The organism is Sphingomonas sp. SP4 (genome assembly GCF_058313375.1).
The window spans coordinates 798,745-819,181 of the sequence record NZ_JBZFLE010000001.1; the positions used below are offsets into that span (position 1 = coordinate 798,745).

Here is a 20,437-nt window from a genome sequence, read left to right on the forward strand (position 1 = left end):
GCCTCACGGGCAATGAGTGGCGAGCGTCGCATTGCCGGCGTTGCTGACATATTCGACCGGACACACCGGCGAGTTGGCGATCAGCGGGTCTCCGCCAAGCGACTGGTAAAGGTCGACGCGGTTGTGGCCGGCAATTGCCTTCGTCTGCACATAGGCCGTTTGTGCGGTGTAATAGGCGCGCTGAGCGATCAGGACGTCGAGGAACGGGTCGATGCCGGCGCGGAAGCGGGCTTCTGTCAGGAGGAAAGCGTCGCCGCCAGCCGCCTGCTGCCGTTGCGCGGCAGCCAGCTGCTGATCGATGGTCGAGCGCCGCGCCAAGGCGTCGGAGACCTCCCGGAAGGCGTTCTGAACCGTCCGCTGGTAGCTCGCTAGAGCGGCGTTCCGCTGCGCTTCTGTCAGGCGAACGTTAGCGTGGCCGGCGCCTGCCTGGAAGATCGTGTAGCTCGCATCGGCACCCGCGCTCCAGCCAAACGATCCGCCGGTGAACAGACTGCCCAGTGCTGAGCTTGCGAAGCCAAGCAAGCCAGTGAGCGTGATCCTGGGGAACAATGCGGCGCGGGCGGCGCCGATGTTCGCGTTCGCCGAGCGCAGCTGATACTCGGCCTGGAGCACGTCTGGGCGGCGAAGCAGGACGTAGGAATCGAGGCCCGCCGGAAGGTCCGAAATCGTCGGCACGGCGTCGTCGATGGACTTGGGCAGGAGATCCTGCCGGATCGGAGCGCCGACCAGAAGTTGAAGCGCGTTGATGTCCTGCGCGAGGAGCGTCTTCTGCTGCTGGAAATCGACCTGGGCTTGCGCGACGATCAGCTCCGCTTGGTCGAGATCCGTTCGAGGCGCGATGCCGCCTTCGAGCCTCAGGCGAGTGAGGCGAACGCTCTTCTGCGCGCTGGTCATGGTCTGTTGCGCAATGACGAGCAGGCTCGCGTCCGTCGCGTAAGTCAGCCAGGCGTCGGCAATATCTGCGACAAGCGAAAGTCGGGTGGAGCGCGCACCGGCTTCCGTCGCAAGATATTGCTGGAACTGCGCATGGGTCAGAGAGCGCAGGCGTCCAAACAAGTCGATCTCGAAGTTCGGAACAGTCACGCCCGCATTGTAATTCGCTGCAATGCTCGACCCTGAGCTTCCGGATTCCGAGCCAGAGCCCAACCCGCTGTTGCTCCGTCGGCCGGTGGCCGTCACGCCAGCAGCCGCGTCGACTTGAGGGACCTGCTGCGCGCGCTGGATGCGATATTGTTCGCGTGCCGCATCGATATTGGCCGCCGCGACCATCAGGTCGCGATTGTTGACCAGCGCCTGTGCAATCAGGGTCTGTAGTCGTGGATCACGGAAGACATCCCGGTAGGTGAGGGTAGGAAGCGCCGCCTCGGACTGCTTGAGCGCGGGAGATCCTGCTGGCCATGAAGCTGGGATTGCCGGATCCACCTGCCCGAGCTTAGGCTCCATCGTCGCGCAGCTGGTCGCAAGTAAGGCTACAAATGCTGTCAGCCGCTTCACGCTTCGGCCTCCTTCCGGCGCCGCATCCGTTCACGGATATTGGCAATGCCGTCGCGGACGCTGCGGCGAACGAGCACGAAGAATAGTGGAATGTAGAAGACCGCGAGGACGGTGGCGGTCAGCATACCGCCGACCACGGCGGTGCCGATCGCAGCGCGGCTGTTCGCGCCGGCTCCGGTCGCCAGCGCGAGCGGAAGCACGCCGAAGATGAAGGCGAAGCTGGTCATCAGGATCGGACGCAGACGGATACGGGCGGCTTCGATTGCGGCTTCAATCACGCGCTTGCCTTCGCGCTCCGCACGTTCCGCGAATTCGACCATCAGGATGGCGTTCTTCGCCGACAGGCCCATCGTCGTGATGAGACCGACCTGCAGGTAGACGTCGTTCTCCATCCCCCGCAGGGTCACGGCGAAGATCGAGCCCACCAGACCGAGCGGAATGACCAGAAGCACGGCGACCGGGATCGACCAGCTCTCGTAGAGCGCCGCGAGGCAGAGGAACACTACGATCAACGCGACGCCGTAGAGGATCGGCGCCTGTCCCGAGGAAATGCGCTCCTGATAAGATTGCCCCGCCCAGGCGACGTTGACGCCGGGGATCTGCGATGCGAGTTCCGTCATGATGTTCATCGCGTCGCCGGAACTGACGCCGGGGGCGCCCTGACCCGAGAGCTCGAAGGAGCGGTATCCGAGGAAGCGCGACAGGCTGGTCGGCGCCGTCATCCACGACGTTTGCGCGAATGAGCTGAAGGGCACCATTCCGCCCTGATTATTGCGGACGTACCACTGGCCGATGTCGCTCGGCTCCGACCGATAGGGTGCATCGCCCTGGACGTAGACGCGCTTCACGCGGCCGCGGTCGATGAAGTCGTTGACGTAACGGCCGCCCCAGGCCGCCGAGATGGTGCTGTTGACGTCCCCCGCACTGAGGCCGAGCGCGGCGAGCCGAGGCTGGTTGATGTCAACCTTGAGGCTGGCCACGTCAGGAAGTTCGGTCAGGCGCACAGAGGTGAGCCGGTCGTCGGCGGTCGCGAGGCCGAGAAGCTTGTCGCGTGCAGCGGCGAATTCCTGTTCGCTCATTCCGCCCGTGTTCTGCATCTCCATCGTGAAGCCGGTCGACTGGCCGAGACCCCGGATCGCACCTGGGACGAGCGCGAAGACCTGCGCGTCGCGAAGACCGCGGAACGCCGCCGATGCGCGCGCAACGATCGCATCCGCCGAATTCTGCTTGCCGACCCGGTCATCATAGTCAGCGAGGTTGATGAACGCTTGGCCCGTATTCTGTCCCGCCGCTCCCTGGCCGCCGCCAGCGACCGTGAAGTACGTTTTGACGTTCTTCCTCTCGGGCCCCTTGAGGAAGTAGTTTTCAACCGAGCGCTGGACCTGCGTGGTGCGAGTCATCGTCGCACCGGCCGGCAGACGGAACTGAACTAGAGCCGCGCCCTGGTCTTCGGTCGGCAAGAAGCCGGTGGGCAGGCGAATGAACAGCACTGCCAGGATCACCAGCACGCCTGCATAGATCCCAAGGAACAACCATTTGCGGTCGACTACGCGGTGGACTGTTCCGACATACCAGTGGACGAGCTTGTCGAAGCCCTCGTTGAACTTGACGCGGCCACGCTCGAGCGCATGTCCGATTTTTGGAGAGCGCTTGCCGACCCAAGTTTCCTCTACAGTCGCGTGAGTGCGCTTGAGCAGGTTCGCCGCGATTGCCGGGCTCAGCGTCAGGGCGATGAACACGGATAGTGCCATCGCGGAGACGATCGTGGCGGAGAACTGTCGGTAGATGACGCCGGTCGATCCGCCGAAAAAGACCATCGGCAGGAACACGGCCGAAAGGACGAGCGCGATTGCGACAAGCGCCATCTGGATCTGGCCCATGGAGACGATCGTCGCTTCGCGCGGACTCATCTCCGGATTTTCTTCCATCAATCGCTCGACGTTCTCCACCACCACGATGGCATCGTCGACGAGCAGGCCGGTGGCGAGCACCAGCCCGAACAGGGTCATCGTGTTGATCGAGAATCCGAGCGCGTAGAGGATAGCGAAGGTGCCCAGCAGCACGACCGGCACCGCGATGAACGGGATCATTGTAGCGCGCCAGCTCTGCAGGAAGACGAACATCACGAGGACGACCAGCAGGATCGCCTCGAACAGTGTCTTCACGACTTCCCAGATCGAGAGCTTGATGAAGTTCGTCGTGTCGTTCGCGTAAGCATAGGCGAACCCTTGCGGCATGCGAGGGGCGATCTCGGCCACCTTGGCCTTGACGAGGTTGGCCGTCCGGAGCGCATTGGCTCCGGGCTCGAGCGAGATGCCGATACCGGCGCCTGGATGTCCGTTGGCGCGTATGATCGCGGAATAATTGTCGGCGCCAAGCTCAACGCGCGCCACATCGCCCAGGAGGACACGCGCTCCACTGGGGTCGGCCTTTACGATGATCTGGCGGAACTGCTCGGGCGTCTGAAGCCGCGACTGGGCTGTGACCGTGGCGTTGAGCAGTTGACCTTCCGGTTGGGGCATTCCGCCCACTTCACCGGCCGCGACCTCGGTATTCTGGTTGGTGATCGCCGTGATCACGTCGCTCGGCATCAGCTGCAGGCTCTGCAGCTTGTGCGGGTCGAGCCAGATGCGCATCGCGTAGGATGAGCCGAACACGTTAACGTCGCCGACGCCGGGGATGCGGGACAATTCGTCCTGCATGTTCGTGGTCAGCCAGTCGGACACGTCGTAGTTCGTGCTGCGGTCGGTCTCGTCATAGATGCCGACGATCAGCAGGAGATCGGGCGCGCCCTTGGTGACGCGAACGCCCTGCTGTTGCACCTGCTGCGGCAGTCGCGAGATCGCGGCCTGGATCGCGTTCTGGACCTGGACCTGAGCAATGTCGGGATCGATGCCCTTCTGCAGGATGACGCTGATCGATACCTGACCGCGCGAGCTCGATGAGGACTGGAAGTAGAGCATCCCGTCGATGCCCGTGAGCTGCTGCTCGAGCACCTGCGTGACGCTGCTTTCGAGCGTTGCGGCCGAAGCGCCGGGGTAAGTCGCGCGGATGTTGATCTGAGTGGGGGCGACGTCGGGATATTGTGCGACCGGCAGGTTCACGATCGCGCCGATCCCCATCAGCATGATGATGATGGCGATCACCCATGCGAAAATCGGGCGATCAATGAAGATCTTCGACATGCGCTAGCTGGACCTGCGCGAACCTGCCGAAGGAAGCTTCGCACCGGGCGGCGGCGCCTTGACCCGCTGCGGCGAGCTGGCCGGGACCGGTTTGATCTCCGCACCGTCGCGCAAGTTGGCTGTACCCTGCGTGATGACCTTCTCACCCGGCGCGAGGCCCTGCGTCACGATCCAATATTGGTCTTGAGTACGATCGGCGACGATCGTCCGCTGTACGGCGCGGTTACCGGGGCCCACTACCCATAGGGTCGCATTGCCCTTCGGGTCGCGCATAACGGCGGACTGCGGGACAAGGAATGCCGCCGTGTTGATCGCCTGGGCGAACTCGGCGTTCACGAACATGCCGGGAAGCAGGATCGAGCTCGGGTTCGGGAAGCGAGCGCGGATTGTGACTGTACCGGTGGTCTGATCGACCAGAACCTGGCTGAATTCGACGGTGCCGGTCGCTCCATAATAGGAGCCGTCTGGAAGCTTTAGCCGCACCTGCGCAGTGGTGGGAGACGCTCCGCCCTTCGCGAGCGCCTGCCGGAGGGCAAGTAGGTCGGCCGCGGATTCCTGAATGTCGACGAAGACCGGGTCGAGCCGAGTGATCGTGGTCAGCGGATCTGTCTGGTTCGCCGTGACGAGCGCGCCAACCGTCGCGTTGGACAATCCAATGCGGCCCGTGATCGGCGCAGGCACACGCGTGAAACGCAGATTGATCTGGGCGCTGCGCACGGCCGCGCTGTTCTGAGCAACGGCCGCGTCGGCTTGTCGGGCCTGCGCGACGGCGTTGGTGTAATCCTGCTTGGAGATAGCCTCCTGCTGGACCAGCGGCTTGTAGCGTGCGGCGAGGGTGCGGGCAGCTTCGGCATTGGCGCGAGCGCTCTGCAGGTTCGCCTGCGCCTGCGCGGCCTGAGCCTGATACACGCTCGGATCGATTTGGTAGAGCGTCTGGCCCTGACGAACGACCGAACCTTCCTGGAACAACCGCCTGAGGATGACGCCGGAGACCTGTGGGCGGACGTCGGAAACTTGATAGGCGGCGACACGCCCGGGCAAATCCTGGACGATGGGGGCGCTGCCCTGCTGAATCACGACGTACCCGACAGTGACCGGCCCCTTCGGACCTCCACCGCCGCGGCCGCCTTGCCCACCTTCTGTTTGCGAACCGGAGGAACAGGAAGCGAGCGCCAACGTGGCTGCTGCCAGCGCGGTCATGCCGGCGCGGGCCAGCCAATCCGAACTAATGGATGTCACGATGGCGCGCTTTTTCTCCAGAGACGACGGATTGCAAGATGGGGGGGTACTGGCGGGCCGAACATGAACGTCAGCGGGCGGCTAGGTTAACTCTTTGAAGGGATCGTGGTTGCTTCGACAAACGGCCGCTGTCGCCCGACCAAGGTAGGTATCGTTTCAGAAACGGTTTTATTGACGCAGGGCAGCAGCCGCACGTGCACGCTCGGCAACAGTTTCGAGATCGTCGCCAGCTCCGGTGTAGAGCCAGGTCCCTCCGACGCAGAGGACCGAACGCAGAGACAGCCAATCCTTGGCTGTGTCGGGCTTCACCCCGCCCGTCGGACAAAAGCGGGCGTTGAAGAAGGGGGCGGAGAGAGCCTTGAGCGCTGGAATGCCGCCGGACGCTTCAGCCGGGAAGAACTTGAACCGGTCCAAACCCAAGTCGAGACCGCGCATGATGTCGCCCGACGTTGCGACGCCGGGAAGGTAGGCCGCGCCCGACTTCGCCACGGCTTTGGCGAGCGGTTCGGTGAGTCCGGGAGAGACGATGAACTGACTTCCGGCATCCACGGCGTCGCCGAGCTGGCGTTCGTTCAGAACGGTGCCCGCACCGACGATAGCGCCGGGGACGCGGGCCATCGCTCGGATGGCATCGAGCGCGACCGGCGTGCGCAAGGTGATCTCAAGGACGCGGAGCCCGGAGCACACGAACGTATAAGCCAGCTTCTCCCAGTCCGCTTCGCCGTCGAGGACCAGCACTGGGATGACCGGAGCGGCGCGCATGATCTCTTCGATGTTCATCCGTGTTCCCTCGCGAAGGCGGCGGCCGCGCCGTAGAGGCCCGGCTCCGGATAGGTGATCAGCTTCACCGGCATTTCGTCCATGCGCCGCTCGAACCGGCCCTTGGCGATGAATCTGTCGGCGAAGCCCGACTTTGGCAAATAATCGGCGAGGCGGAGTCCAAGCCCGCCGGCGATGACCACGGAATTCGAACCCTGAGCGAGCGCCATATCGCCCGCTACAGCTCCCAGTGTCAGGCAAAAGCGGTCGAGAGCAGCGTTGGCGAGGCTGTCGCGACTTTCGAGCGCTGCGCTCCACAGTTCCTTCTCGTCATGGAACATCGTGTCGCGGCCCTCGATCGCGGCGAGCGCGTCGTAGATGTTCCAAAGCCCGCGGCCGCTGACGAGCCGTTCGACCGACACGCGGCGGAAATTGCGGCGGAGGTGAACCAGGATTTGGTCCTCGAGATTATCCAGCGGTGCGAAGTCGATGTGCCCGCCCTCGGTCTCGATCACCTCGTAATGGTCCGGTTTCCGGAGTAGCGCAGCGACACCCAGGCCCGTGCCCGGTCCGACGATGGAGCTGACGCCTTGGTCAGGCAGCGGCCGCTCCGGCCCGCAGATGTGCCGGAAGTTCTCCTCAGGAAGCGTCGCCACCGCATAACCGACCGCCCCGAAGTCGTTGACGATGGTGAAGCGGTCGACGCCGAGCCGCTCCTTCATCAGAGCCGGGCGGATTACCCAGGGATTATTCGTCAGCTTTAAAACGTCGCCGCCGACGGGGCCGGCGAACGACAGCGCCAGCTCATGCGGCAGGTCGATGCCCTTGCGCCGCCCGAACTCCTGCCACGCGAGTTGGAAGCTCGTGTGCGCCGAGGTCTGAAGCTTGATCGGCTCGCCGAGTGACACGACGCGCTTTCCTTCAATTTCAGCCAAGGCAAAACGCGCGTGGGTTCCCCCAACATCCGCAACTGCAATCTGCCTCATGCCTGCTCGGTCTCCATGGCTGCGAGCATGGCCGAGGCTCCAAGCTCTGCTTGATTTGCGTGCGTGCGCATCAGCGCGAAAAGCTCGCGTCCTGTACCGACTGGCGGGGGCGGTGAGTTCGCCGGCGGCCGTGTAGCGAGGTCGACACCCACGGCTTCAAGCTGGCCCGTGTTGGCGTCGAGCCGGATGATGTCGCCGTCACGCACGCGGGCGAGTGGGCCGTCCGGAAGCGCTTCCGGCGAGACGTGGATTGCGGCCGGCACCTTGCCGCTGGCACCCGACATGCGCCCGTCTGTGACGAGCGAGACTCGATGACCGCGATCCTGCAACACGCCGAGCGTTGGCGTCAGCTTGTGAAGCTCCGGCATCCCGTTCGCGCGCGGTCCCTGGAAGCGGACGATCACGGTGACATCGCGGTCGAGTTCACCAGCCTTGAATGCGGCGAGCACCTCGTCCTGATCGGAGAAGCAGCGCGCGGGCGCTTCGACGGTCCAGCGCTCGCTATCGACGGCACTGGTCTTGAACACGGCGCGGCCGAGGTTGCCTTTGACCAGACGCATGCCGCCGTCCGCCTGGAACGGATCAGTCGCTGGCCGAAGCATATCGATGTCCGCGCTTTCCTCCGCGGATTTCCAGATCAGCTCGTCGCCGTGAAGCTCTGGATTGCCGATCCACGCGTCCATCGAGTCAGCCCCTGCGGTGACCGTGTCCATGTGGATCAGGCCCTCGCGGCCTAGGGTGTAGGTTACGAAGGCCATGCCGCCGGCGTCCTGGAAATCGTTCACGTCCTTGGCGCCGTTGGGATAGACCCGGGCCAGCAGCGGCACGGCGCCCGAAAGCTCTTCGAAATCCTGCCAGTCGATGATGATGCCCGCGGCCCGGGCGATCGCCGGGAGGTGGATCGTGTGGTTGGTCGACCCGCCGGTCGCGAGTAGACCGACCATCGCGTTCACGATCGCCTTCTCGTCAACGACGTGGCCGAGGGGACGTTCGCCGCTCGTAGCGAGTTCGGCGATGCGGTGAACCGCGGCCCTGGTCAGCGCCTGCCGCAGCGGCGTGCCTGGATTGATGAAGGCTGCATTGGGTACGTGAAGTCCCATGAGCTCCATCATCATTTGGTTGGAGTTGGCGGTCCCGTAAAAGGTGCAGGTGCCGGGCGCGTGGTAAGAGCGGCTCTCTGCTTTAAGCAGCTCGTCCTTGCCGACCTTGCCCTCGGCATAAAGCTGGCGGATCCGCTGCTTCTCTTTGTTCGGCAGTCCCGATGGCATCGGTCCGCCGGGCACCAGCAGCATCGGCAAGTGACCGAACCGGAGGGCACCAATCAGCAGACCGGGAACGATCTTGTCGCAGATACCGAGGAGGGCGGCGCCGTCGAACATGCCGTGGCTAAGCGCGACGGCCGTGCTCATCGCGATCACATCGCGGCTGAACAAGGACAGATCCATGCCTGGCTGACCCTGCGTCACGCCGTCGCACATCGCTGGCACGCCGCCCGCAACCTGGGCGGTCGCACCGACCTCGCGAGCGAAGATCTTCATCTGTTCGGGGTAGCGGCCGTACGGCTGATGGGCCGAGAGCATGTCGTTGTAAGCGGTTACAATGCCGATGTTAGGACCGCGCATCGTGCTGATGGCTGGCTTGTCTTCGCCCGACGCCGCGAAGCCATGCGCGAAATTGCCGCAGCTGAGGCGAGGGCGGTTGATCCCGCGCTCTTTCTCCGCGGCCATGAGGTCGAGGTAGCGGCGGCGGGTCGGCTTCGACCGTTCGATGATCCGGTGGGTGACGGAGGCGAGGGTGGAGTTGAGAGTCATGATTGCTATCTGGGTCTTCGCCTTTACTCGTGCCAGCTAATGCCGTCGCGCTCGGTTAGCGCGATCGCTGCTGAGGGGCCCCACGTGCCGGCAGCATAGGGCCGAGGAGTGATGCCCTTTTCCGCCCATGCCTTTCGGATCCGATCTATCCACGTCCACTGCGCCTCGACCTCGTCGCGGCGCACGAAGAGGGTCGGGTCGCCCTCGATCAGGTCGAGCAGGAGCCGCTCGTAGGCGATGCGACGCCGAAACTCGCTGAAGGCGTTAGCGAGGCCGATGTCGAGTGGGATCTCGCGCAGCCGCACGCCTTGCCTGTCCAATCCTGGCGTCTTCGCCATCACGTAGAGGCTGATCGTCTCCTCGGGTTGAAGGCCGATGACGAGCTTGTTCGGCCGGGTCGTCGCTCCGCGCGAAGCGAAGATCGAATAAGGGACGTCCCTGAATTGAATGAAGATCTCGGTGTCGCGCTGCGGCATGCGCTTGCCCGTACGCAGGTAGAAGGGCACGCCCTTCCACCGCCAATTATCGACATGCGCCTTGATGGCGACGAATGTCTCCGTCGAACTCTCCCGGCCCAGTTCCTCGACATAGCCGGGCACCGGTTCGCCGTTGATCGCGCCGCGCGTGTACTGCCCCGTTACCGTTAGCGCTTCCGCGTCCGAACCCGTGATCGGCCGCAGCGCACGAAGCACTTTCACCTTTTCATCACGGACGGCAGTCGCGTCGAAATTGGTCGGCGGCTCCATCGCCACAAGCGCCAGCAGCTGGAGCATGTGGTTCTGAACCATGTCCCGGAGCGCGCCCGATTGGTCGTAATAGTCACCCCGTCCCTCCAGGCCGACGGTCTCAGCGACTGTGATCTGGACGTGGTCGATGTGCGCGCTGTTCCACAGCGGCTCGAACATTGAATTTGCGAACCTGAGCGCGAGCAGGTTCTGGACCGTCTCCTTGCCCAGATAATGGTCGATCCGGAAGGTGCGGTCCTCTGGGAAGGCAGCGGCGACTGCGTCATTGATCTCGCGGCTGGACTCGAGGTCGCTCCCGAGCGGCTTCTCCAAGGCCATGCGGACCGTGGGGCAGGCGAGACCTGCCGCTTCCAATCCATCGATGGTCGGTTTGAACAAGGACGGAGCTGTCGACAGGAAAATGGCGACGCCGTCGCACGGATCGCCGACTTTTTCCGCCAGGCGCTGGAATCCGGCGGGATCCTTGATGTCGAGTGGCACATAGTGAAGGCGGGCGACGAACCGCTCAGCGATCCCCGCCTGAAAGAAGCCTTTAGGAAGGTGCTCCCGAAGTGCTTCAACGGCTTTCTCGCGGAACGCTGCGTCATCGAGTTCCGTCCGCGCGGTGCCGATGATCCTGAGATCGTAGGGGAGGAGACCGTCGGCATCCAGCCCGTAAAGCGAGGGCAACAACATGCGCCGCGCCAGGTCCCCGGTCGCGCCAAACAACAAGAGGGTGGACGCCTTGTCTGCCATCAGAATTCAGATTCCTGTCGCTGCGAATGTGTGACCGTCGAGGTCGAGGTCACGAAGGTCGCGGCCCCGGGTTTCTTTTCCAAACCATGCGACAAGGATCAACGCAGCCGCGGTTGGGATGATGATGACAACTGAAACGATGGCGAGTGGAGGCACCAGCGCGAGGATCGCCAGGAATTGCGCGAAAACACCGCCAGCCTTGCTGCAAGCCGCCACAGTTCCAGTCGTGCGTCCCCTTATGCGCAGAGGGAAGCTTTCGGCCGCATAGGGGAGAAGCATCGCGATCAGCGCGTTCGTACCGACGATGAGCAGCGCAACTGGAAGCACCGGGCTGCCGCTGCCGATGAATTCCAGCTGGAGGACACCCAGAAGACCGGCGATCGTCACGGCGATCGAGCCGACCAGGGACCATTTGCTGCTCCAGGCTGCATAAGCGAAGGCGACCACGAAGACGGTCGGAAAAGCAATCAAGGCCGATTCCGCGAGTAACTTGCTCGACACAGCCACGCTGTAGCCCTTGGCAACCAGATCGGCTGGAAGCCAAAGCAGCAGCCCGAAGTTGATCAGGCCGAAGCAGATGGCCGCCAGGCTGAGCGCGAACAATTTGCCGAAGAAAGCTCGGCCCGTCAGGGCCACGGCTGGGCCACGTTGCAACGCGGTTTGCTCGGCGTGGCTGGTGTGACGGGCACGTGAGCCGAAGCGCTCCATGACGCGCTGCGCCTCTTCGCGCCGTCCGCGAGCGAGCAGGAATTTGGCCGATTCTGGAATCAATGCGCCGAGAAGAACCAGCGACAGACCCGTGGGCAGGTTCAGCAGCCACAAAACGCGCCAGCTGAAGATCGGCTGGAGCAAGGCGGAGAACCCGCTTGCGGCGAAATAGCCCACGGTCGCGCCGAGGCCACCGACCAGCACAAGGCTCCAGCCGCGGTGCTTGCTCGGCATCATCTCCGCGAGCAGCGCGTAGGTGACGGGTAGCATCCCCCCGGCGGCTGCGCCCATCATGAAGCACATGCCCACATTCCAATAGAGCGACGGCATCGTGCCGCAGATCGAGGTTCCAACGAACATGACTGCGGAAAGCAGGATCGTCGCCTTGCGGCCGTAGATGTCGGCGAGGGTGCCCCAGACGATTGACCCGACGACTGTGCCGATCAGGGCGAAGAAGGGGACCAGCGAGACGATGGCCTTGGACTGGTGATACTCGTCCACCATTCCAGGAATGGTGAAACCGAGGCTCGCCGGCTTCATGATATCGATCGCGAGAGCCACGATGAGCACCAGCATCAGCGTCCAGTGGGCAAGCGACAGGGGGGCGTCCTCAGGCGGCGTGACGACGATGTCGTTGCTCGCCGAAAGCTGCTTCGAGACGTCCTTTGGGAGCAGTCCGTAAGCAGCGATCGCAACGCCAAGGATGATCGTAGCCATGCCGACGTACATGCTGCTTTCCATCGGCATTCCGTAGAGCCGATAGTGAGTCATTCGACCCATGACGAACATGGGCATGTGGAGCAGGACGCCTGCTGTTACAGCGATCACCCCTAGAGCGAAGGCCCATAGCCCGCGTCGGTCGGAAAGAGTGCTGGTGCTGATCATCGCGTGGGGGAGCGATACTCGTCGCCAGCGCTCTGTCAAAGCGCCATTCCGCGTCGCAACTTCAGCTGAGAGTCAGGCTCGACGCGCTAGTGACACGGATCGTCCTGAATTCCTGTTCCTTTTCGGCTTGGCTCTATGGTAGCGGTATCAGTCGACAAAAGAAGGTGACCAGATAATGCGGATTTCCGATCGTATTCTCCTTGCCTCTGCGATGGCAGCATTCGCAGCTGGCGCCGCTCATGCTCAAGCCACGGGTGCGGCGGCGCCCGGCGGTGGCAATGCTGCCCAGATGACGAACTCGAACCGGGAGAATAACTCTTCCTACAATCACGTTGTAGGCAGCGGCGTGAAGTCCACGGTTGCTGACGATCAGCCAGCCAGGAAGAAGACGTCCCACGGCGCGGCCACTCCTGCAAGCGCGGCCGACATCAAGGCTGGCGCTGCCCTTCGCGACAAGGATGGCGTGAGCATCGGGACGATCGACAGCGTCGATGCGGAAGGCGTGATCGTCAATACAGGCCAGACGAAGATCAGAGTGCCGGCTAATGCGTTCGGCAAGGACGATCAGGGCCTGCTGCTTGGCATTACCGCTGCCCGCTTCAACGAGTTGGTTGGCAAGGCGCACAGCAGCTCGAATTGAGCAGGCCTGACATCGCTTCAGTCAACATTGAGCCGTCGGGCGACAATTTCGCCAGCGCGCGGCGGGTGCGCAGTTTCGAAAATCTCGACGCAGTGCGCTTCAAGCAGGAAGTCGAGAGCGCCTATGAACCCGCGGTGCTTCACGGGCTGGTCTCCGATTGGCCGGCGGTCCAGGCGGCTCGCCGTTCTTCGCAGGAAATCTCAGAGTACCTGAAGGAACGCGACAACGGATCGCGAGTGCATGCATTCCTCGGACATGAGGGAATAGACGGCCGCTATTTCTATCAGCCGGACGTCGAGAGCTTCAATTTCACTCCGGCGGAGACGACGCTTTCCACGCTTCTGACCACGCTAGGCGATCCGAAGGAAGCCCATCGCTCGATCTACATGGGCTCGACTCCGACATCACGGATGCTGCCAGCCTTTGCGAACGACAATCCGCTCAGGATCGCGACGGATCGTGGCGGCGAACCGCGGATCTGGATCGGCAATGCCAGTCGCGTCGCACCGCATTACGACGAGTCCGACAACATCGCTTGCGTCGTCTCTGGCCCCCGGCGCTTCATCCTGTTCCCGCCTGAGCAGGTCGCGAACCTTTACGTCGGGCCGCTGGACCGGACGGTCGCCGGGCAGCCGATCAGCATGGTGGACATCGACAATCCGGATTTCGAGCGCTTTCCCAAGTTTCGGGAGGCACTGAAGCACGCCATCGTCGCGGATCTCGAGCCAGGAGACGCGATCTACATCCCGGCCCTTTGGTGGCATGCCGTGCAGGCTACCGGCAATCTGAATATATTGGTCAATTACTGGTGGAACCCGGGACCGGCAGACGCCGGCTCGCCGATGCATGCGCTGGGACACGGCATCCTTACGATCAGCCATTTGTCCGAAGACAAGCGGAAGGCTTGGCGGGTCCTGTTCGACCATTACGTGTTCCAGCTGAACGGCAATCCGGCCGAACATATTCCTCCATCGGCTCGCGGTCTCCTCGGGCGCTCGACACCCGAGCTTCGGAGGATGATCAAGCAGTTCCTCATGCGGGCTTTGCAGAGCCTCTGAATGACCGAACTCGACCGTCGATCATTCCTGGGTTCGGCGGCAGCTTCAGCAGTCGTTCCGCCATTGGTCGTGCAGGGTGGTGGACCGGTTCGCCCGGACTGGGCCTCGCTCGCCGCTCACTATCGGGTGCCCGATTGGTTTCGGGATGCGAAGTTCGGGATCTGGGCGCATTGGGGTCCGCAGTGCCAGCCTGAGTTCGGCGACTGGTACGGGCGCCTGATGTACATGCAGGCCAAACCTGAGTGGATGAAGGGCGAGAGCCCTTACGAGCATCACCTGAAGCACTATGGGCACCCGAGCCGGACGGGGTTCATCGATATCATCGGCCAGTGGAAGGCCGAGGCCTGGCAGCCGCAATATCTGCTGAGCCGCTATCGCAAGGCCGGCGCTCGCTACTTCATGGCGATGGGCTGCCATCACGACAATCTCGACCTGTTCGGGAGCAAGCATCACGCGTGGAACAGCGTTCGCGTCGGTCCGAAGCGCGATATCGTCGGCACCTGGGCGCCGTTGGTCCGTGATGCGGGGCTGAAGTTCGGCGTTTCCAACCACTCGAGCCATGCGTGGCATTGGTGGCAGACCGCATACGGCTACGACGCGCAGGGGCCAATGCGTGGGCGCCGCTACGACGCTTATTGGCTTCGCCAGAAGGATGGGCGGGGTAAGTTCTGGGATGGCCTTGATCCCCAGGAGCTTTACACAGGGCCGTATTACGTGCCGCCCACGGGGATCAGCTCAGCTAAAGCGATGGACGCGTGGCATGCGGCGCGGGATGGGGAGTGGATCGAGGCGGCTCCGCCGTTCAATCCTAAATTCACGAAGAGTTGGCTGCTTCGGCAGAACCAGATCGTCGACGATTATCAGCCCGATCTCATGTACTTCGACGATACGGGATTGCCGCTGGGGCAGGCTGGGCTCGACGCTGCTGCTTACTACTACAGCCAGGCCGCTCAGAAGCAGCGCGAAGTTGTCATCTTCGGCAAGAAGCTAGAGGGTATCCAACGGTGGGCGATCGTAGAGGACGTGGAGCGCGGCTGGCTCGACGAGATCCGCGAGGTGCCGTGGCAGACGGATACTTGCATCGGCAATTGGCACTACGACCGCCGGGTCTATGAGAACAACGGCTACAAGAGCGCTAAGCAGGTGATCCAGCGGCTGGCGGACGTCGTGTCGAAGAATGGCAATTTGCTGCTCAACATTCCGGTGCGCGGGAACGGCACGATCGACGATAAGGAAGAGGCGATCGTCGACCGGATCGCGACTTGGACGCAGAGGAACGGTGACGCGATCTTCGGAACGCGTCCGTGGCGAGTCTATGGGGAGGGACCGACGAAGCCGCCTGTAGGTATGCTCAATGAGGAGCAGGCTAAGCCGTTCACTGCCGAGGACGTCCGGTTCACGCGAAAAGGCGATGCCGTCTACGCCATCGTCCTCGACTGGCCGGAGCGCGGCAGTGCGATTGGGGCGCTAGGCCGCAGCGCCATTCCCGACGCGGTCATCGAGCGAGTGGAACTCCTGGGGGGTCCGAGCCTCCAATTCGATCGTGACGATCAGGCGCTTCGCGTCCGACTTCCGCCGGCCGAAGGCGGGGTGTTCGTCCCGGTGCTTCGGATTTCGGGACGAGGTCTCGTCTAACGCATCTTCAAGGTTTGCGCGCGGCCGTCATAGGTAACCGTCGCGTCGGGCTTCGCGTCGAGGTTGAGCGGGCGAGACTGACCCGCTTTCATCCAACGCACATCGATGTCGCGGCTGCCTGCCATTCCAGCGTAGGAGCCTTCGCGCGGACCGATGGTCAAGGTTTTCGTCGCCTCGCTCCACGCGACGGGGATGCGCGAATACTTGCCATGCAAGTACTGTCGGCTGACGCCATCGTCTTCATAGACCGAGAAGCTCCCGTCCGCGCCGGTGTACACATTGAGCGTAAGCGGCGCGCGCGAGTTGTTACCCGTGAACTGGATCGCGGGTCCTGTCGGGATGATCGAGCCAGCGCGGACGAACAGTGGCATGCGCTCGTATGATGCGTCAGCCGTGATGGTTTCTCCGCCGGCGATGCTGCGCCCGGTATAGAAATCGTACCAGGTCGCGCCGGCGGGCAAATAGACCTTGCGGCTGCGCGCCTTGTACTCGGTTACCGGTGCGACGAGGATCGCGGGACCAAACATATATTCGTCGCCGATATCCCAGGTCTTTTTGTCACCCGCGAAGTCCATGACAAGGCCGCGCATCACGGTTCCGTCCTTGAAGTAGGTGTCGGCACCGTTGGAGTAGATGTAGGGCATCAAACGATAGCGAAGCCGATCGTACCAAACCATCGAGTTATAGGTCGGCGAGCCGGTCGGCGACATCTCGTAGATCTCGCGCTTGATGTTCTCGCCGTGGCTGCGGAAGATCGGCGAGAAGGCTCCGAACTGGAACCAGCGCGTGTTGAGCTCTCGCCATTCAGCGAGATCCGCCGCGGTAGGTTTCAGGAACCGCGGCTCCATTGTGTAGCCGCCAATGTCGTGGCTCCAGTTCGGCAAACCCGACAGGCCGGCATTAACGCCCGCCGAGATCTGCTCGCGGAAATTGTCCCAGCGCGACGTGACGTCGCCCGACCAGATCGCCGCGCCAGCGCGCTGGATTCCTCCGAAGCCTGAGCGCGTCAGGATGAACGGGCGCACGTCCGGCTTGAAGGCGATCATATGATCGTAAACGCCTTCGACATGCTCGAGCGGGAATGAGTTGAAGACCGACGCTGCGGGGCCGGCTGCAGTCGGGCCCATGCGGCGCGTGCGCTCTGGGATCGACAGGTTGGAATGGAAGTCCGGCTCGTCGGAATCCAGCCACCACGCATCGAAGCCCTTGGTGCCGATGCCATCGATGACCTGGCGTGCGTAAATGTCCTTCGCGCGCTCATTGTACGGATCGTAGAAGGCGTTCGGATATCCTGCCGCGATCCAGTCGCGGTACATGGCGTGGATATAGTCGGGGTCGGTCGGCTCGCCTGGCCGCGGTGTCACCATGTTGCGGTAGATGCCGCCAACGGCATCCAGCTCTTTGTAGTTGGCGGTGTTCGGATAGTATTTGGCCCACACTGAAATCATCACGTGCGCGCCGCTGTTGTGGATCTCGTCCACCATCGCTTTCGGGTTCGGAAAGCGTGCCGCGTCGAAGCACTGGCAGCCCCACTGGTCTTCAGGCCAGTAGTTCCAATCCTGCACGATATTATCCAGTGGGAGACCACGCTTGCGATACTCGCGAAGCACGCCGAGCAGTTGATCCTGCGTTTCGTAGCGCTGGCGGCTTTGCCAAAAGCCGTATGCCCATTTCGGCATGATCGGCGCCTTGCCGGTGAGCGTCCGATAGCCGCCGATCACCTGGTCCATACTGCCGCCGCCGACGAAGTAATAATCGAGGCCGCGGCCCACGTCCGAAGTTAGCGTCAGTGAGTGGCGGTCGGCGTCCGGTTGCGGATCGCTATGCAGCAGGCCGATGTAGCCGCCCTGCGGCTCCCATTCGATGCGGACGTCATGCGCCCTGCCAGCGGCCAGCTCGATATCAAAATTGTGGTACCAGGGGTTCCAATTCTGCCGCCAGCGGTCGAGCACTTCGCGGCCGTCGACGAACACCTTCGCATAGCCGGACGAGTAGAGGCGGAAGCGGTGCAGGCCGCCTGAAGAAGGCGTGACCTTGCCGGTCCACGTGACCCTCAGGCCGGGGATGTTGTCGCCGCCGTTTGCGGTGCGTGTGCCGGCTGGCCAGTCCTTGCGGTTCTCGAGAAACTGCAGGTCGATGACCGGCTCCTGCCGAGTAGCAATGACCTTGCCGTTCGCGCTGTAGGTCGCGGTCCAGCCGCTTGCTCCATTCGTGCCGGAAACCTTGAGCCCGTCGTTCGGCGCTCCCGCAAGCGGGTAGGGGCGTGGGTTGCCGAAGCGGCTGATCGAATTGTTGTCCCACAAGAGGCCATAACCGCGCGTCGAGACGACGACTGGAATCGTCACGTCCATATTGTGCTGGGCGAGCTCGACGTCCTCGCCGTTGTAATTCATCTGGCCGTACTGGTGCTGGCCAAGGCCGTAGAGGCCTTCATCCGTGCCACGATTGAATTGCTGGGTGACCGAGAGGAACGGTTTGCCGTCGGCACTCGTCGGTGTGAAGACGGGCGGGCCGCTTTCGGCGAGGACAGGCTGCCCGGCCGCATTGCGGAAACTGACGTTGCCGGTAGCGAGGTCGACGTCTGCTGAAACCTTGGCTGTCTTCAGCGTGACGCTGCCCGGCCTTTGGGTGACGGAGAAGCCGCCGTTGCGCGGTTTGGCGACGACCATCAGGCTAGTCGGCAGGTTCACATCCTTGGTGGGACCCGAACTGACGCGGATGATCTCGTCGCCGTAAACTTGCAGGCGAATGGCGGCTTCGGGTCCTTGCGCCGGGCTGACGATAATGCCGGTTTCGGTGCGCTGATAGCTTTGAGAAAAAGCGGCCGAGCTGATCCCCGCCAACGTATACGCAATCGCGCTAAGTCTCATCGATAGGTCCCCATCCGAACCTTGAGCAGGGTCGGGCTTGTCAGATTGAGTCCGTAGTCAATTTGGTCACCGTTCCAGCGGCGCGACATGCGCCACTGTCCGTTCTCAAATGTCCCTTCCTGGACGTCGAGGAACTGCACGTTCTCGCCCACCGCGGCGTTCGCGAGTGAAAGGCGGACGCGCACGTCCGAGCCGGCAATCAGAAATTCGTCGGGGCCGAGCTGGATCAAGGCGGCACCGCCGACCGGACGATCGTTGTTCGGGTTGGGATCGGTCTTGATCCAGGTCGCGTCCTTCTCGCCGAACTGCCACTGGCCATATTGTGTAGTGATGCGCCAGCGGCCGAGTACGCCGCTTCGATCCGATCCGTCGGCAACGCGAACTGCGCCCCAGGTCGGATGCTCGAAGGACAGCCGAGCCCAGTCGCGCGCGATTGGCGCGAGGAGTGCGTACTTCGATGCAAATGCTTTGATGGTCTCGGCATCCAGCGCCTTTGCGCCGAGCGGGTAATTGGAATAGCCGGTCGCATCCATCCCGAATGGAGCCCAGCCGATCGCGCCTTTGCCGAGCGCGGCCCAGAAGAAGCGCGAATATTCTAGGGCGTTTCCGGTTTCCGGGACGAACAGCGGATTGTCGGTACGGGCGTAATTCTCAAGCTGCTTGAGATAGACCTTGTCGTCTCGGTCGTAGATATCGGGAGCAAGCAAAGAGATGTTCGGCGCTGCGGCTTTCCATACGTCGATGACCGTCCAGTTGGGACCGCCGCTTGCGCCATATTGCGCGTCCGATTCCTTGAAAGGGTTGCTGAGCGCTGCGTTGACATACATCGGAAGGTTGAGCTCGGCCTGGCCCGCCGCCGCGATCTCATCGACATAGCGTGCGGTGTACCAGGCGTTGAATGCCTGGTCGGCGCGTGCGCCGAATGTTTGCGTCCAGGTACCGCTCTTGCCGATCTTGCGCGCGAGTTCGGCGGGGATCACTCCGTCGAAGAGGCGCTGAGCCGCAGGCGAGAAGTCGCGCGGAGATTGATAGCTGCCCGTCTCGTTCTCGACCTGCATCATGATGACGGTGTGCTGCGGATCGACGTCGCGAATGTGGTGCATCAGCGCGACAAACGCGCGCTTGTCGGCATCCAGTGTCGATCGTGAGTGCGGCGAGAGGACATAATGTGTCTTGCCTTCCTTGGTCATCATTCGCGGAAAGCGCTTCGTGTCCGCCTTCACCCATTCGGGCGTGTAGCTAGGACCCGTGTTCTTCCACGTGCCGAACCAGAGCAGGACGAGCCTGACATTGTTCTGCCGGGCCTCAGAAATGAGCGTGTCGACGTACGAGAAATCGAAGCGGCCCTCGCGCGGCTCGATCTGTTCCCAAGCGACGGGGATCTCCAGAGTGTTCGCGTTGATTTGACGGATGACCTGCCACACTTTCGGCAGGGCAGCTGGATAGTTGCTGCTGTTATGCGCCTGTGCGCCGAGGATGAGGTAAGGCTGACCGTCGACAATGAGAGCATGCTTGCTGCCGGAAGTAGCCACATGCGGCAGGGATTGAGTTTGTGCACTTAGCGTAACGGGACTGACCGTCAGCAATGCGCCGATCAGCAGGTTGCGCAAACTTCGCATGATTCTCCCCTTGGCCGTTTGCATTGCCGTTTGGTAGCGCTAACGCAAGAGGCGCACCGGCACAGGG

At 62.8% G+C, this 20,437-nt stretch carries 13 protein-coding genes; 3 read left to right on the top strand and 10 right to left on the bottom strand.

Features of this window, described 5'->3' with window-relative positions; genetic code table 11:
• Positions 1 to 3 precede the first annotated feature (3 nt).
• From AC4GYV_RS04110 to AC4GYV_RS04145, 8 genes are all read right to left on the bottom strand, one after another.
• On the bottom strand, positions 4 to 1,494 hold the full coding sequence (locus tag AC4GYV_RS04110; protein WP_491099387.1) for an efflux transporter outer membrane subunit: 1,491 nt from the start codon (positions 1,492 to 1,494) through the stop codon (positions 4 to 6).
• Positions 1,491 to 4,679, bottom strand: coding sequence for an efflux RND transporter permease subunit (locus AC4GYV_RS04115; RefSeq protein ID WP_491099388.1), 3,189 nt, complete (start codon positions 4,677 to 4,679; stop codon positions 1,491 to 1,493). Before AC4GYV_RS04115 ends, AC4GYV_RS04110 begins: the two co-directional genes overlap by 4 nt.
• Positions 4,680 to 4,682: 3 nt before the next feature.
• Positions 4,683 to 5,879, bottom strand: coding sequence for an efflux RND transporter periplasmic adaptor subunit (locus tag AC4GYV_RS04120; RefSeq protein WP_491100384.1), 1,197 nt, complete (start codon positions 5,877 to 5,879; stop codon positions 4,683 to 4,685).
• 207 nt (positions 5,880 to 6,086) lie between these two features.
• Positions 6,087 to 6,698: a bifunctional 4-hydroxy-2-oxoglutarate aldolase/2-dehydro-3-deoxy-phosphogluconate aldolase gene (eda, locus tag AC4GYV_RS04125; protein WP_491099389.1), complete on the bottom strand. Its 612-nt coding sequence runs from the start codon at positions 6,696 to 6,698 to the stop codon at positions 6,087 to 6,089.
• The gene (locus AC4GYV_RS04130; RefSeq protein WP_491099390.1) at positions 6,695 to 7,663 is read right to left on the bottom strand and encodes a glucokinase; all 969 of its coding nucleotides are present in this window, start codon (positions 7,661 to 7,663) and stop codon (positions 6,695 to 6,697) included. The genes eda and AC4GYV_RS04130 overlap by 4 nt, the downstream gene beginning before the upstream one ends.
• Positions 7,660 to 9,474 (bottom strand): phosphogluconate dehydratase, encoded by a 1,815-nt coding sequence (edd, locus tag AC4GYV_RS04135; RefSeq protein ID WP_491099391.1) that lies wholly within the window; start codon positions 9,472 to 9,474, stop codon positions 7,660 to 7,662. The genes AC4GYV_RS04130 and edd overlap by 4 nt, the downstream gene beginning before the upstream one ends.
• 23 nt (positions 9,475 to 9,497) lie before the next feature.
• The gene (gene zwf, locus AC4GYV_RS04140; protein ID WP_491099392.1) at positions 9,498 to 10,955 is read right to left on the bottom strand and encodes a glucose-6-phosphate dehydrogenase; all 1,458 of its coding nucleotides are present in this window, start codon (positions 10,953 to 10,955) and stop codon (positions 9,498 to 9,500) included.
• A gap of 6 nt (positions 10,956 to 10,961) precedes the next feature.
• Complete coding sequence (locus AC4GYV_RS04145) at positions 10,962 to 12,548, bottom strand: MFS transporter (protein ID WP_491099393.1); 1,587 nt, start codon at positions 12,546 to 12,548, stop codon at positions 10,962 to 10,964.
• Positions 12,549 to 12,759: 211 nt separating this feature from the next.
• Here AC4GYV_RS04145 and AC4GYV_RS04150 point away from each other — a divergent pair, with 211 nt between their 5' ends.
• The 3 genes from AC4GYV_RS04150 to AC4GYV_RS04160 all read left to right on the top strand — a co-directional run bounded on the left by AC4GYV_RS04150 (position 12,760) and on the right by AC4GYV_RS04160 (position 15,881).
• Entirely contained in the window at positions 12,760 to 13,188 is a 429-nt protein-coding gene (locus AC4GYV_RS04150) for a hypothetical protein (protein ID WP_491099394.1), read from the top strand.
• Between the two features lie 65 nt (positions 13,189 to 13,253).
• On the top strand, positions 13,254 to 14,246 hold the full coding sequence (locus AC4GYV_RS04155) for a cupin-like domain-containing protein (RefSeq protein WP_491099395.1): 993 nt from the start codon (positions 13,254 to 13,256) through the stop codon (positions 14,244 to 14,246).
• Positions 14,247 to 15,881 carry an alpha-L-fucosidase gene (locus AC4GYV_RS04160; RefSeq protein ID WP_491099396.1) on the top strand — a complete coding sequence of 545 codons (1,635 nt, stop codon included), beginning with the start codon at positions 14,247 to 14,249 and terminating at the stop codon, positions 15,879 to 15,881.
• Here AC4GYV_RS04160 and AC4GYV_RS04165 read toward each other — a convergent pair.
• Together AC4GYV_RS04165 and AC4GYV_RS04170 are read right to left on the bottom strand one after the other, a co-directional pair.
• Positions 15,878 to 18,751 carry a TIM-barrel domain-containing protein gene (locus AC4GYV_RS04165; RefSeq protein WP_491099397.1) on the bottom strand — a complete coding sequence of 958 codons (2,874 nt, stop codon included), beginning with the start codon at positions 18,749 to 18,751 and terminating at the stop codon, positions 15,878 to 15,880. The genes AC4GYV_RS04160 and AC4GYV_RS04165 overlap by 4 nt on opposite strands.
• Positions 18,748 to 20,370, bottom strand: coding sequence for a DUF5597 domain-containing protein (locus tag AC4GYV_RS04170; protein WP_491099398.1), 1,623 nt, complete (start codon positions 20,368 to 20,370; stop codon positions 18,748 to 18,750). The genes AC4GYV_RS04165 and AC4GYV_RS04170 overlap by 4 nt, the downstream gene beginning before the upstream one ends.
• Between the last annotated feature and the right edge of the window lie 67 nt (positions 20,371 to 20,437).